Genomic DNA, 12,891 nt, shown 5'->3' on the forward strand with positions numbered 1-12,891 from the left:
AGGGAACGGCGGTCCGCCGCCGCGCCTGGGATTCAGGCTGCTTGCCGGTTCACGCCGCTTTCGGCCATTTCGGTCAGTTTCTGGTCCGTCGCCCGCTCTTCCTCAAGCGTCTCCGCCAAGATGCGGGCAGAGTCTTCATGTCCCAATTCCTTGGCCCAGGCGATCAGCGTTCCGTAGCGGGTCATCTCGTAGTGTTCGACCGCTTGCGCCGATGCAATCAACGCGGCATCCAGCACCTGTTTGTCATCGACGTCACCGCTCACGTCGTCGGCTTCCTCAAGGATGCCGTCGATGGCCGGGCAATCGACGCCCTTCACGGCTTCGCCATGAATTTCAAATACCTGTTCGAGGCGGACGATATGCTCCCTCGTTTGTTCGAGGTGCTCTTCGAAGCCAGCTTTCAGGTCGGGGTCGGTCGCCTTTTCGACCATCTTGGGCAGTGATTTTTCGATCTGCTGCTCGGCATAGTAGATGTCCTGCAATGTGTGCACGAACAGGTCATTGAGCGTTTTGATGTCCTTGGAGAAAAATCCCATGGCGTTATCCTTTTTCTGTTCTAGTGGCAGTTGACACGCAGAGGCGACGGCGCGTGGGCGACCGTCGGTTCAGCGCGTATCAGGGCTGCAACGTGCAATAAGTGCGACGGTTCCGTTGCTAAGTTGATGGCGCGGGTTAGCGCGGATCTCGCACCATACTGAGGTAGGTCGGATCAAATTCCGCGATCTCCTGCAGGCGCTCCCAGTCGACAATCGTCAACGACTGATCCGCCCAGGTGATGGCGCCGAGCTTGCGAAGTTCGCCCACGATGCGATTCATATGAACGACCGACAGTCCCAAAACGTCGGCGAGTTCCGTTTGCGTTATCGGCAGGCGAAAACTCAGGCCAGTTGTGCGATTCACCACCTTCAACCGGACGTAAAGTTCGCAAATGAGATGGGCCAGATGGGAGATCTTTGACCGGCGTCCCATAGCAACGATCCATTCCCGATGGATCGCCCCGTCGACCAGCGTGTCCAACCACAGAAGGCGCGTGAGATGTGGCGCGGTCTCCGTAATCTTTCGCAGCCGGTTATGATCGGCGAAAAGCACACGGCAAGACGACAAGGCGATAATGCCATGATCCATGGTTTTGAGCAGGAAAGCGTGAAGGTCGACGAAATCGCCCGGCACCTGAAGCGACGTGAATTGGCGGCCGCCATCCTCCAGCACTTTGTAGCGCGCTGCCAGTCCCTCGACCAACAGGGTACTGTAGGTCGGACGAGATCCGGCAGATACCAGATCCTTGCCGATGGCGAAATCACGCCCGCTTGATATCGCCTGCTTTAGCAAATCCCGTTCGGCATCTGAGACGACATCGTGCTGTTCAAGCTGCAAAAAGAGAGATTCAAGCATCACATGTCTCAAGGCTTATAGGAGGAGAGCCGCGCCCTCGTCGATCACGCCGGAAGAACTGCAAGTCCGGCAACTCCAAATGAATTCGCCGGAACAATCTGATGTATTTTTGTCCGAAATGCCAGCAGTGAAGGAACCACGATTCAACGAGGAGATTTACAATCTGATCTCTGGGTGGCTCTCGATGAACCGATATTTTTTCGACGTTTACAACAGTGACGGCCAAGTTCTCGACGATGACGGTCAATTTCTCGAGTCGCGCGACCGCGCCCGAGCGGAGGCCCTACGAATCCTGCACGACATTGCGCGCGATGAAATGCCTGACCGCGACCTGGTCAAGCTTACAGTGAAGGTCAGGGGTGATGGCGGGGCACAGATGTTCGAAGCGTCGCTGATCCTGACATCGGGCTGGAGTGCTTAGGATCTTGGCACAGTTGCCCCGGGATTTAGCAGCCGCGACGAAGACGGCGGCGATCCGTTCATTTTTCGCGGACAGAACGGTCGAAATGGAACTTCATCGCGCTGTCGCAGTTCGGTCACTGATGTAGAAAAAAGAGGCATCGTCATGAGCAAAAAACCGAAAGACGGCCCACCGGGTACAACCGATCAGTCTCCGCGTTGGGAGGGCCCACCGGAAACAAGGCCCCGGGGCTATCTCCCGGCAAGTGATGACCCGAGAAGCAATCCGGACTCAGCTGGCGAGGTCCTTGACGACTTTGACGGCGATCTGGGCGATGCTTTCGGCCGAGACCCGCCAGCGGACAGGCGAACCGATCGCATTCGAACCAGAGCTTACGAAATCTGGGAACGCGAAGGCCGTCGCCACGGCTCCCATGAACAGCATTGGCACCAAGCTGCGACAGAGATCGACCGCGAAGACGCAGATAGCGCTGTGCCTGACGAGCCGAACGTTGAGCGAGACTCCTAACGCGCGGGGGAATCGCTCCAACTCGCAGACTTGCTTTCAGCCAGTGATTGGCCGTTGCGTTCACAACAGCAGTTACAAGGTTCTTCCTCATGTCTCGGACCGTTGGCGATTTTCTTGTCTCACGCCTTCACGCCTGGGGCGTACGGAAGCTATTCGGCTACCCGGGTGACGGCATCAACGGCGTGTTCGGCGCGCTCAATCGGGCGGAAGGCGCGATCGAATTCATCCAGGCCCGACATGAGGAGATGGCTGCTTTCATGGCGTCCGCTTACGCCAAGTTTTCCGGCGAACTGGGCGTGTGCATTGCGACCTCAGGTCCAGGCGCTACGCATCTTGTGACCGGGCTCTATGACGCGCGGCTCGATCACCAACCAGTCCTTGCCATTGTCGGCCAGCAGGCGCGCGCTGCCATCGGCGGGCACTACCAACAAGAGGTCGACCTCGCGTCCCTGTTCAAGGACGTCGCCGGCGATTTCGTTCACCAGGCTGCCGTCCCCGGGCAAGTGCGCCATCTCATCGATCGCGCCATTCGGATCGCGCTGGCAAACCGCACGGTGACAGCGCTGATCCTGCCCAATGACCTGCAGGAGATGGCGTACGAAGAACCTGCGCGCGCGCACGGCACGGTGCATTCCGGCATCGGCTACGCGCCGCCGTTGATCGTTCCCCACCGTAACGATCTGGAGGCCGCGGCGAGTGTTCTCAACAACGGCAAACATGTCGCGATTCTCGTTGGCGCCGGCGCTCTTGGCGCGACGGCGCAAGTCATTGCCGTTGCCGACCGCCTGGCTGCCGGCGCCGCCAAGGCACTTCTCGGCAAAGCTGTGCTACCGGATACCCTTCCCTGGGTCACGGGCTCCATAGGACTGCTCGGCACCGAGCCGTCCTGGGATCTTATGCGCGAGTGTGACACGTTGCTGATGATCGGGTCGGGATTTCCGTATTCGGAATTCCTTCCGAAAGAAGGCCAGGCTCGAGGCGTTCAGATCGATATCGAACCCGGCATGATGTCGCTACGCTATCCCATGGAGCTCAACCTTGTCGGCGACGCCGCCGAGACGCTCGAGGCCTTGCTGCCGTTCTTGAAGCAGAAGAAGGGCAAATGGCGCAAACAGGTCGAGAAGGGTGTTGTCGAGTGGTGGAAGCTCCTCGACAAGCGGGCACACGCGAAGGCCGACACCGTCAATCCTCAACTGGTCGCATGGGAACTGTCGTCAAGGCTGCCAGACGACGTCATCCTGACCAGCGACTCAGGGTCCTGCGCCAACTGGTATGCGCGCGATATCAAGATGAGACCTGGAATGATGGGCTCTCTTTCTGGCGGGCTTGCTTCGATGGGAGCAGCCGTTCCCTACGCGATCGCCGCGAAATTCGCCCATCCAGATCGGCCGGTGGTCGGACTGGTTGGCGATGGCGCGATGCAGATGAACAACATGGCGGAGTTGATCACCGTAGCGAAATACTGGAAGGGTTGGGCAGACGGCCGCTTCGTCATCTGCGTGTACAACAACCAGGACCTCAATCAGGTCACCTGGGAACAGCGCGTGATGGAAGGCGATCCGAAATTCGAGGCCTCGCAGGATATTCCGGACGTGCCCTATCATCGGTTCGCCGAACTGATCGGTCTCAAGGGGCTGTTCGTCGATCGCCCTGAAAACCTTGCGGCTGCTTGGGACGAGGCACTCGCGTCGGACAGCCCGGTTGTGCTGGAGGTCAAGACCGATCCCGAAGTGCCGCCGCTGCCGCCGCATCTTACATTTGCGCAAGTCAAAAACCTGACGGCGACGCTGGCGAAGGGTGACCCGGATGAAGCCGGCGTCGTCCGGGGGACAGTCAATCAGGTGCTCAGTTCGATCTTACCGGGCAAAGGCTAGAGTGCAATTGGTGCCCGCGTTCGTGCAGCAACTGCTCTTTCACCTCATTTGCTCTGAAAACACACGGGCGCTGTCGAAACCCTCGGACAGGGCGGCTTTGGCACCGTTGTTCCACCCTCTGCGGTCGGCGGGCAAGGAATCTTGATTACGGCCGCATGAATTCGCATGGAAGCTGGAGGCACCGTTGGCAGGGTTCGATTCCCAATCACGCCTGAAGCACAAACAATCCCTCCTACGGCTATTGTCACTCGATTCGCTTGATGCGACCTTTTTCAAGACGGAATACCCCCGAGCTGCCGCCCTGCATTTCAAAATCCGTCTGAAGGTCGTCCCAAGTACCTAGGGATTCGCCGCAATCACTGCAGACTATCCACGTGTCGGGCTGAGCATCAGCGGGGATTCTCAGCCGGATGGTCAGGCAGTGTGGGCACTCGAGGCGATGATTGAGATATTGGTTAGTCATGGCGTACGGCAATTTACGCTCCAATGCCCCGTTTGCAAGCTAGATGGTGTTGCCGAAAACCCCTAGGCGGCGTCATCCCGACAATGGTTCAAGGCCAGGTATTACGAACGAAACTCGATAGATTTTTACTACTTTGAAAACTTGACGGCCCGAAATCCTAGACCCATATCCGCTCCGGGTGATGACCTTTGACGGCTCGCCCACTTCAAAATCTACGGTTCGTACGACTTGGAGGATCCTATGAACGATCGGATGTTCGACAAACCTGTTTTTGTGCAGAGTGGGGATACCCTCATAGAGGGAATTACAGGCATAGAGGATGCCTTGGAGTTCCTATACTCGTGGCCGAAAGACAGACGCGGGGTGATCTTCGAAACTGCTCTTCGCGCTTGCCAGAGGGCATTTGATAGCGGGTATCCGCTGTCGGCTGCGCGCGAAGCATTTTGCGGCTTTGCAAAGTCAGCCCGGATTTACGAGGAGGTAAGCACTGCTTCGCCGTGGACGATCCCGGGCAACCGGGGCCAAGGCGGCGGCTTGTCCGCTTAGTGGCATTGCGAAAAAAAGGGGTTCGCGATGCTATCAAGACCATTTGAAAAACCGATCCGCGTCTGGGTTGGATTAGGCTTCCCCTGCCAACTCAACACAGTTGCCGACGCCTATCATTTTGCTATGGAATGGTGCGGCAATAGCCCGGAGCAGAAAGCGGCTATACGCGCGTGTAAGGCTGCTCTGACTGGGGAAGTCGAAGCGGAGACTGCACGCGGCATATTCATCGCCTTTGCTCGCAAGAAGGACATTCTCATGCAGGACGGTGACACGCCCTCGCCTCTTGGAAAACTGGCGCCGACCCACGTTTGACACCACCGCAAAGCGGGCGGCCATCATCAGGTTGGCCGCCTCCCGTCATTCGTTTTCGCGAGCAAGTTGATGGCAAAGGAAACGGCGATCAGGGCGCCCATCTATGAAGTAAACGCAACTCCCTATGACACCGACTGCCAAGCCGCCTTGGCCTCATGCGTGGATGAATTGATAAGCCTTGCAGAGGGTGCGGGATGGGACCGGAATCGTGGGCTTCAGCATTAATGTACCTGGCTGCCAAGCGACTCACTTCGCCTTCTTAAAGCACCTAATTGCCTGGCGCGCAGCGCCGAATGGTCGGCCCAATAGGCGATTAACCAAGACGCCCGTTGGGCCACGCAACTTGGCGTAATGTCTCCATATCTGCGGGGACACCTTTGAATGCAACGACTGCGAATATGACACTACTTTGGCCGCCAGGGTTTGTAGACCGAAGGACGTACCTGCAGCCCGTTGTTTACACAGCGGTAAATGTCATTCTTGGCGCGATTTTTGGTGATGCTGCCATGGTTCAGGTCGGAAGGACTGGGTATCGCCGGCTTGCCTGTGAGAGTCGTCTTGAAGCTCCCCCAGTCGTCGAGGGAGCGTCGACAGTTTCTGTGTACTGTCGGTGGCATTCTCGGGGATGTCCATCTGGAGCGAACCAACTATTGTGCAAAACGCTCTGGCCGGACTTTGGGGGTGACAATCAGGCCCTGTTTTGACCAATCGTAATCGATAGACCCACGCAGATGTCCTGTGACACTCCGCTCAACCAGCCTGCTGCCATAGCCGGGCGCAGCGGAAGGTGCCTCAACGAGCGGCCCCCCATTTTCTGTCCAGACGATGATCACCGCTTCGTCCTGCGCCGTGCAGGAAACATCAAGCGTACCGGCCTCGGCCGACAGGGCACCATATTTGAGAGAATTGGTGGCAAGTTCATGGATGATAAGCGCCAGAATGGTTGCTGAGGACTCGCCGACGCTCATCCGTGGCACCGACACCCGGATGCTCCCACTGAACGCTCCCAGGTCGTCATAAGGCGCGAGCAGGACAGTCAACAAATCGCCAAGCAGCGCCGAGGCGGCCTCGGTTTGGCCGGGCACCGGCCGCACCAGATCGTGGGCGCGCCCCAAAGCCGTCAGTCGCTGGGTAAGCTCGCGGGCCATGTCATTGGTCGTGGTCGTCGAACGCCAGCTGATCGCCGTAAGGCCCCATGCTATGGTGAGCAGGTTCTTGACGCGGTGGCTCATTTCCCCGGCGAGAAGCTCACGGCTCTCTTCGGCCTGTTTGCGTCCGGTCACATCAATGAGGATACCGAACGTCAGCCGCTGGACCATTCCTTCGTCGTCGCCTTGGCCACGGGCGGAGATCCACTTGAGTTCGTCGCCGATCATGATCCGGAAATCGATGTCGTAGGGGCCGACGATCGACCGGGTGGCGTCGAACCCTGTCGCGGTCGGCAGGATGGATATGCGCGGACAAGTCTTCAAACTTGACGTCTTTGGTGCGCGGGATGCGCCAAAGTTCATAAGCGCGGTCATCCATGGCCAACGCATCACTGTCCACGTTCCAGGAGCAAAGGGTCACGCCTGCGGCTTCACAGCTCGGATCAGGTTCTTGGGTCCCAAAGGAGAGGTTTGAGATGTTCAGCGCTGGTGGTCGTTGCAACTCGCAAGAATGTCGAAACGAACAAAACGGATTCGATGCTCAAAAACTGGCTTGGCCGACCTGGTCATTCCAGGTCAGTGAAGAAGTCGCAGATCAGGTCTGCAATTTCAACCGCCTCGAAATCCGTCATATGCGCGGCTGTTTCCACCGCAGTCGTTTCCAGGTCATCCTGATCGACCGCCAGAAGGTCGAGAGGCCCGCCTACCGCTCAGTCGATAGGCGGATCAATAATCCCGAAATCCGCGGATTTTGCGGGCCATTCTGCGCTGTCGCCCGGCGCATCCTGACCAAGTCGCATCAACTCCCGCACCGCGTCGGAACGGCTAGGCATGCGTCTTTCGAAGCGCCAAGCATCCAGAACCGCGAGTTCATCGGCATTCAGCATGATCTGCAGACGATAGGTGCGCCTTGGAATTGTCATCCGCTCTCCGTTTGCCCTTTCGCGGCCCCACTCTCCGCGCCCAGGCCCCCTCTCCCGCGATTGCATCCATACGGCTGCCCACCCGAGGCAGCCGTTTGGATGGTGACAAAAAAATGTCAGGCACAGGCAAGTTCGACGCTGGCGGTTGCGCCCACTCCACCTGGCGCGCGCGGACGCGGCGCGACTGCTGCAGGGCATGGGGGCGGATCGTTATCATCGTCGGGACCGAAGAACCGGCCGCTCCGTCGCCAGCCCGCGTCACGACGTGAAGACGACCGCCAAGGCAGGACGTGGGCAGAAAATTTTTCCACGGCCTCGGGCGTCTTATCCAAGGCCTTCAAAGCGCTCAGAATGCGCTCGACAGGCATAACCGTACCGTTGTCCAGCCGGCGTAGGGTTGGATGGTTCTCCACCGCATAGACGTCGGATGCCCAAGAGGCGAGCAAGGCCCGTTTCTCGGCACGACTGGGACGCGGATGGTCGACCACCTTGGCCGGATCGTCGAGCAGACAGAAAAATGCTTCGAGCTTGCCAAGGCGTGGCAAGAAGTGTGTCGGTGTCTGATAGCGTGTGTTCATCTCCGTTCTCCGCAATCTGGGCCTCCCGGCCGTGACCGGGAGGCGGACCGCAGTATTATGGTTACAAGTCGTGTTGATCAGGCGGCTTTCCGTGCGCGTTCCGTATCCTGTGATATCTGCTTGCTGACCACAGCGTCGCCTGACCCGATGCTGATGCGGCGGGGCTTCAGCTCCTCGGGAACCTCCCGGATGATGTCGATGGCGAGCAGGCCGTTCTCAAGGCTTGCCGCCTTGATCTTCATGTGGTCGGCCAGTCTGAACGACTGCCTGAAGCTGCGGTAGGCGATCCCCTGGTGGAGCAACTGGCGACCACTCTGGTCATCGGCCTTCTGGCCGACAACGAGCAGTTCGGGTCCATGCTGGGTCAGTTCAACCTCGTCTGGGCTGAACCCCGCAATCGCCATGGCGATCCGATAGTCGTTCTCGCCGACCTTCTCGATGTTGTAGGGCGGCCAGTCAGTCCGAGTGCCGCTGTCGAGCATGTCGAACAGACGGTCGAAACCAACGGTGGTGCGATACAGAGAGTCAAAGGTTCTCATAGCCACATTCTCCTTAAAAGCAACATGGGTACAAAGGACGCCGCCCTCTGCGGCGCCGCCAGTCCTGCCGAGCCATACGGCCTCGACGGACGATGAGTTAGGGGCGGACCGAAACGGCTTCAAGAGGCTAATTGCAAAAAATTCGAAGGATCTGAATCGCCATCCCGAAAGGGCAGTTGAGCCTCGCCGTGCCTCGCGACCGGTCCCCTCAAGCCCGGATACGGCGAGGCACCGACATGCTGGAACCTCTCTACCTGCAGCTTTGCCAGCACGATACGCTTTCCGACGACTAGAAGGCTCTTTTGGCCGACGTGTGCTCTGGGGAAAATGCCCCATCTGGCCGCCGCCCCACTGGGCACACAGCGAACGCATTCGCCGGTCCGGCAAATTGCGGTGGCAAGCCAAAAAATCCACGGCGTGGTTCATGAAATTCCAGCGAGAGACCGGCTTGAACGCGTGTTTTACTCGCCCAAGCCCAGGCTGCGGCCGGCGATGAGAATGGACATTTGCCAATGTGCGCTTGGCGTGCAGTGCCTATTACCGAACGCCGTAAGAGATTGAGAAAAAATCAGCTGGAACTCGCCGTCTTTTCCCGGGTCGCCAAGGGTTAATCGTGGTCGTGAAATGAGACGCTTGCGCAGTCCATTGCCAGGGAGCCCGGCACCACCGGGGACCACGCGCGAGAGCTATTCGCCTGATCGACATGACTGCCCGCAATGCGCGGCAGGTGCTACCGCAGCTGCGTGACGTCCGCAGTGCCGCTCTGCTATCCAGTCATCTTCTGTTGCCGCCCGGTGGCCATGGCCTTGAGAAGCCGGACGACTTCTGCCGGTTCGGTTGGCTTGAGCACCGTAACCCATGGGCAAAGGCTTCGTGCATATCGACCGCGCCCAAGCCGGTATATAACACGAAGGGTGCCGCCGTGGTCAGCCAGCGTGATCGCCGCCTCATGGCACTCGCCATCCGGGAGTCTGACGTCCAGGACCGCGGCGGCGGGCGTGTGGTCCTTGAGGAACCGATTTGCCTCGGCGCAAGACGTCGCCACCGCGACCGTGAAACCGGCGTCGGCAAGGGCACACTCCACGTCCAAGGCAATCAACGCTTCGTCGTCAACGACCAAGACAGGAGGTTTTTCCATGAGCGTAGAGTTGCACAGCTGTAGCTAAAACACGAGTGAAGGCCGACGCCCCCGTAAGGGTCAAGTTTGCGCGGCCGCTGTTTGATGTCAAGTTGAGCTTCGGGCGCCGCGCCAAGGGCGGGACTCTGGAACGGAATGATCACCAGCCGCGTTGTAGGCGGTTATGGTCAGACGGGGATTGGGATGGACGAAGTACCGCAGGCGAAGGTTACCGCCTTCAAGAAGCCGGAAGTACCCGGCGAGGAAGGCCGCGATTTCGACTATCAGGATTTTTTCGAAAACGGCGCCGTCGCGCTCCACTTGGTGAGCGCAAACGGCATCATTCTGCACGCCAATAAGGCTGAGCTCGATCTCCTCGGTTATCCGACAGAAGACTATGTCGGCCGCCACATTGCCGAATTCTATCCCGACCGACACGTCATCGATGACATTCTCGAGCGGCTAATCAGCGGCGAAAAGATCGCGAGATATCCGGCGCAGTTGCGGGCCTGTGACGGTTCGATAAAGCATGTCGAAATCACGTCGAGCGGCTATTTCCGGGACGGCAAGTTGATCCACACAAGGTGCTTCACAGCCGATGTGACCGATCTGGAACACACCCGCTCTGAACTCAGGCAGCAGGACAGCACCTACCACCAGATTCTCGACGGCCTTCCGGTCGCCATCTACACGACGGATCAGCATGGCACGATTACCTATTACAATCGCGCCGCGGCCGATCTTGCAGGCAGGGAGCCCGTTATCGGCAAGGACAAATGGTGCGTGACGTTCAAGCTGTTCACGGCCGACGGCAAGGAATTGCCGCACGACGAGTGTCCTATGGCGATCACGCTCAAGGAAAACCGGCCGGTACGCAATCAGCAGGCCCTAGCGCGGCGTCCGGATGGATCATTTTTTCCGGTCCTCCCCCACCCGACGCCTCTGCGGGATGAGCAGGGCCACTTGCTTGGTGCGGTCAATATGCTGCTCGACCTGACGGACCGCCAGCGTGCCGAAGAAGCCAGGCAACATTTGTCGGCGATAGTGGAATCCTCGTTCGACGCAATCGTCAGCAAGGATCTCAGCACCGTCATCAAGAGCTGGAACCAAGGCGCCGAGCGACTCTTCGGCTATACCGCCGCCGAAGCGATCGGCAACTCGGTGACCATGCTGATCCCGGAGGAACACCAACATGAAGAACCCCGTATTCTCGAACGCATTCGGCGTGGCGAACGCGTCGAACCTTTCGAAACGACCCGCCAGCGCAAGGATGGCAGCCTGGTTCCGGTTTCGCTGACGATCTCGCCCGTGCGTAACGCAACCGGGCAGATCGTCGGCGCATCGAAGATTGTGCGGGACATCACGTCGGCGAAGGAGAATGAATACCGCATCCGGATGCTGATGCGCGAGGTCAACCACCGCGTGAAAAACCAGTACTCGGTCATCCTGTCGATGATCCGGGAAACCAACAAGCGGGCGGAGACACCCAGGCAGTTTGAATCCCAGGTGCGCGAGCGCATCATGGCGCTGTCTCGATCCCACGATCTCCTTGTATCAGCCGACTGGAAGGGCGCCTCCGTTGATGGGCTCTTGAAGGCCCAGGCCCAGCCTTTCCCAAGGGGCGACGTGATCGATATGTCGGGCCCATCATTGGTCCTCAGCCCCAATGCAGTGCAGTATCTCGGGATTGCGTTTCACGAATTGGCGACGAACTCGGCAAAATACGGCGTGCTTTCAGGGGACGATGGGAAGATATCGGTCAACTGGAGCATCACCGGTTCCGGAGCATCGAGACTTTTTCAGCTCACCTGGGCCGAAACCGATGGGCCGCAAGTCCAGACCATTGGAGAGGGCGGCTTCGGAACCGTGGTCCTCAAGCGGGTGGCGCCAGCGGCGGTTAGTGGGCAAGGCAGTCTCAAGCACGGGCCGCGTGGGGTGAGGTGGAGCTTGGAAGCGCCGTTGGTCGCCGTGGAGGCGTCCGTTGCCGATGGGAGTTAGAGGTCAGCTTCTCCGACTTCTGACTGCTTTGCATTGATCGCAGCGCCATCATGCCCGTGGACCTTTAGTTTGCTCTCGAAAACGGTACCTGCGGCCCCTTCCGCTCGCCGACGGTTTGCCCGAAACGCACAAGAAGTCCCGTAGCGATCTGGCGCGAGACTGCTTGTGAAAACAGAAATCCCTGACCAAGCTCGCAGCCGATGTCCAAGAGCATGCTGGCCTGCAGCTCGCTTTCGATGCCTTCGGCAACCACTCGGATGTTGAGTTTGCGCGCGATATCAATTAGCCCTTCGACGATTGCAAGGCTCGGGTCCCCCTGCCCGAGGCGGTCGATGAAAGATTTGTCGATCTTGATGACGTCGACAGGCATCGTAAGCAGGTGCGTGAGCGAGGCAAAGCCGGTCCCGAAATCATCGAGCGCCACGCGAAGGCCATGGGCGCGCAGTGCCTTGATCTCCCGGGCCACAATAGGATCACGCTGGCCGAGATAGACTGATTCCGTGACCTCAAGGATGAGTTATGCTTCAGTGGCACATTTCTCGGCCGAATGCAGCTTCGAGTCGCCCGTAAAGGGTTCCGCTGTTAAAGTCGGCTGAAGAAATGTTGATGCCAATATGTTGCAGCGGAATGCCCTGGTCCAGCCAGGCGCGCGTCGGCCGAAACAGTGGCCATCATGCGTTCCGTCAAATTCGAGGCGACGCTGACATCGGAGGTTGCATGGTGGAAAGCGGCGGCCGAAACAATCTCCCCGTCGGGCTTACGAAGGCGGCAAAGCGCCTCCATACCAACGATCGCACGGGTATCGAGACGCAGGATCGGTTGATAGAAAGCGTCGATCCGGCCTTCGCGCAAGGCCGCATCAACGTCGCGGATCACCTCGATACGAGTCTTGATGGCACTGCCGATCCCGGCCAGTACTGCACCCGAGCTGAAGGCCATATACGCGGTCCAGTCGACTGACTAGTCCTGCGCGCTCCTCGCCTGCGTCGACCTAAATCGCTTGACCCTCATCTGGGTGCCGCAGGTTGCGTCCGCACAGCCAATGCGTGCGAAGATTTTCGTGCTCGCCGCCG

13 protein-coding genes and 1 pseudogene are annotated in these 12,891 nt (G+C 58.9%); 6 read left to right on the forward strand and 8 right to left on the reverse strand.

Features of this window, described 5'->3' with window-relative positions; genetic code table 11:
- Nucleotides 1-32 precede the first annotated feature (32 nt).
- On the reverse strand, nt 33-536 hold the full coding sequence (locus FJ967_RS21515) for a ferritin-like domain-containing protein (RefSeq protein ID WP_140733830.1): 504 nt from the start codon (nt 534-536) through the stop codon (nt 33-35).
- 136 nt (nt 537-672) lie between these two features.
- A complete protein-coding gene (locus tag FJ967_RS21520; RefSeq protein WP_140733831.1) occupies nt 673-1,392 on the reverse strand; it encodes a Crp/Fnr family transcriptional regulator in 720 nt (239 codons plus the stop codon).
- Between the two features lie 79 nt (nt 1,393-1,471).
- On the opposite strand from FJ967_RS21520, the gene FJ967_RS21525 reads away from it, so the two are divergent.
- From FJ967_RS21525 to FJ967_RS21555, 5 genes are all read left to right on the forward strand, one after another.
- The gene (locus FJ967_RS21525; protein ID WP_246675338.1) at nt 1,472-1,813 is read left to right on the forward strand and encodes a hypothetical protein; all 342 of its coding nucleotides are present in this window, start codon (nt 1,472-1,474) and stop codon (nt 1,811-1,813) included.
- 144 nt (nt 1,814-1,957) lie between these two features.
- The gene (locus tag FJ967_RS34000; RefSeq protein ID WP_181176059.1) at nt 1,958-2,320 is read left to right on the forward strand and encodes a DUF2934 domain-containing protein; all 363 of its coding nucleotides are present in this window, start codon (nt 1,958-1,960) and stop codon (nt 2,318-2,320) included.
- 89 nt (nt 2,321-2,409) lie between these two features.
- Nucleotides 2,410-4,194 carry a thiamine pyrophosphate-requiring protein gene (locus FJ967_RS21540; RefSeq protein ID WP_140733832.1) on the forward strand — a complete coding sequence of 595 codons (1,785 nt, stop codon included), beginning with the start codon at nt 2,410-2,412 and terminating at the stop codon, nt 4,192-4,194.
- Between the two features lie 715 nt (nt 4,195-4,909).
- Nucleotides 4,910-5,203: a DUF982 domain-containing protein gene (locus FJ967_RS21550; RefSeq protein ID WP_246675349.1), complete on the forward strand. Its 294-nt coding sequence runs from the start codon at nt 4,910-4,912 to the stop codon at nt 5,201-5,203.
- A 27-nt stretch (nt 5,204-5,230) separates the two neighbouring features.
- On the forward strand, nt 5,231-5,515 hold the full coding sequence (locus FJ967_RS21555) for a DUF982 domain-containing protein (RefSeq protein ID WP_140733834.1): 285 nt from the start codon (nt 5,231-5,233) through the stop codon (nt 5,513-5,515).
- 647 nt (nt 5,516-6,162) lie between these two features.
- Here the strand turns inward: FJ967_RS21555 and FJ967_RS21560 are convergent.
- The 5 genes from FJ967_RS21560 to FJ967_RS21580 all read right to left on the reverse strand — a co-directional run bounded on the left by FJ967_RS21560 (nt 6,163) and on the right by FJ967_RS21580 (nt 9,823).
- Nucleotides 6,163-7,026, reverse strand: a complete 864-nt coding sequence (locus FJ967_RS21560; RefSeq protein ID WP_348643107.1) for a sensor histidine kinase — start codon at nt 7,024-7,026, stop codon at nt 6,163-6,165.
- A gap of 347 nt (nt 7,027-7,373) precedes the next feature.
- A complete protein-coding gene (locus FJ967_RS21565; protein ID WP_140733835.1) occupies nt 7,374-7,586 on the reverse strand; it encodes a hypothetical protein in 213 nt (70 codons plus the stop codon).
- Nucleotides 7,587-7,702: 116 nt separating this feature from the next.
- Complete coding sequence (locus tag FJ967_RS21570) at nt 7,703-8,164, reverse strand: hypothetical protein (RefSeq protein WP_140733836.1); 462 nt, start codon at nt 8,162-8,164, stop codon at nt 7,703-7,705.
- Between the two features lie 77 nt (nt 8,165-8,241).
- Nucleotides 8,242-8,703 carry an Hsp20 family protein gene (locus FJ967_RS21575; RefSeq protein ID WP_140733837.1) on the reverse strand — a complete coding sequence of 154 codons (462 nt, stop codon included), beginning with the start codon at nt 8,701-8,703 and terminating at the stop codon, nt 8,242-8,244.
- 766 nt (nt 8,704-9,469) lie between these two features.
- Nucleotides 9,470-9,823: a response regulator gene (locus FJ967_RS21580; protein WP_181176060.1), complete on the reverse strand. Its 354-nt coding sequence runs from the start codon at nt 9,821-9,823 to the stop codon at nt 9,470-9,472.
- Nucleotides 9,824-10,024: 201 nt separating this feature from the next.
- Between FJ967_RS21580 and FJ967_RS21585 the strand changes: the two genes are divergently transcribed.
- On the forward strand, nt 10,025-11,818 hold the full coding sequence (locus FJ967_RS21585; RefSeq protein ID WP_140733839.1) for a PAS domain S-box protein: 1,794 nt from the start codon (nt 10,025-10,027) through the stop codon (nt 11,816-11,818).
- Between the two features lie 64 nt (nt 11,819-11,882).
- Here the strand turns inward: FJ967_RS21585 and FJ967_RS34095 are convergent.
- A pseudogene (locus FJ967_RS34095) lies at nt 11,883-12,727 on the reverse strand (EAL domain-containing protein); the annotation flags it as partial.
- Between the last annotated feature and the right edge of the window lie 164 nt (nt 12,728-12,891).

The sequence above is a fragment of the Mesorhizobium sp. B2-3-4 genome (assembly GCF_006442315.1).
Classification (GTDB): domain Bacteria; phylum Pseudomonadota; class Alphaproteobacteria; order Rhizobiales; family Rhizobiaceae; genus Mesorhizobium.

Coding starts and splice junctions, on each gene's coding strand:
- FJ967_RS21560 (WP_348643107.1), bottom strand. CDS start 7,026: ATGAACTTTGGCGCATCCCGCGCACCAAAGACGTCAAGTTTGAAGACT.
- FJ967_RS21575 (WP_140733837.1), bottom strand. CDS start 8,703: ATGAGAACCTTTGACTCTCTGTATCGCACCACCGTTGGTTTCGACCGT.
- FJ967_RS21540 (WP_140733832.1), top strand. CDS start 2,410: ATGTCTCGGACCGTTGGCGATTTTCTTGTCTCACGCCTTCACGCCTGG.
- FJ967_RS21525 (WP_246675338.1), top strand. CDS start 1,472: ATGAATTCGCCGGAACAATCTGATGTATTTTTGTCCGAAATGCCAGCA.
- FJ967_RS21515 (WP_140733830.1), bottom strand. CDS start 536: ATGGGATTTTTCTCCAAGGACATCAAAACGCTCAATGACCTGTTCGTG.
- FJ967_RS34000 (WP_181176059.1), top strand. CDS start 1,958: ATGAGCAAAAAACCGAAAGACGGCCCACCGGGTACAACCGATCAGTCT.
- FJ967_RS21550 (WP_246675349.1), top strand. CDS start 4,910: ATGTTCGACAAACCTGTTTTTGTGCAGAGTGGGGATACCCTCATAGAG.
- FJ967_RS21555 (WP_140733834.1), top strand. CDS start 5,231: ATGCTATCAAGACCATTTGAAAAACCGATCCGCGTCTGGGTTGGATTA.
- FJ967_RS21520 (WP_140733831.1), bottom strand. CDS start 1,392: ATGCTTGAATCTCTCTTTTTGCAGCTTGAACAGCACGATGTCGTCTCA.
- FJ967_RS21570 (WP_140733836.1), bottom strand. CDS start 8,164: ATGAACACACGCTATCAGACACCGACACACTTCTTGCCACGCCTTGGC.
- FJ967_RS21565 (WP_140733835.1), bottom strand. CDS start 7,586: ATGACAATTCCAAGGCGCACCTATCGTCTGCAGATCATGCTGAATGCC.
- FJ967_RS21585 (WP_140733839.1), top strand. CDS start 10,025: ATGGACGAAGTACCGCAGGCGAAGGTTACCGCCTTCAAGAAGCCGGAA.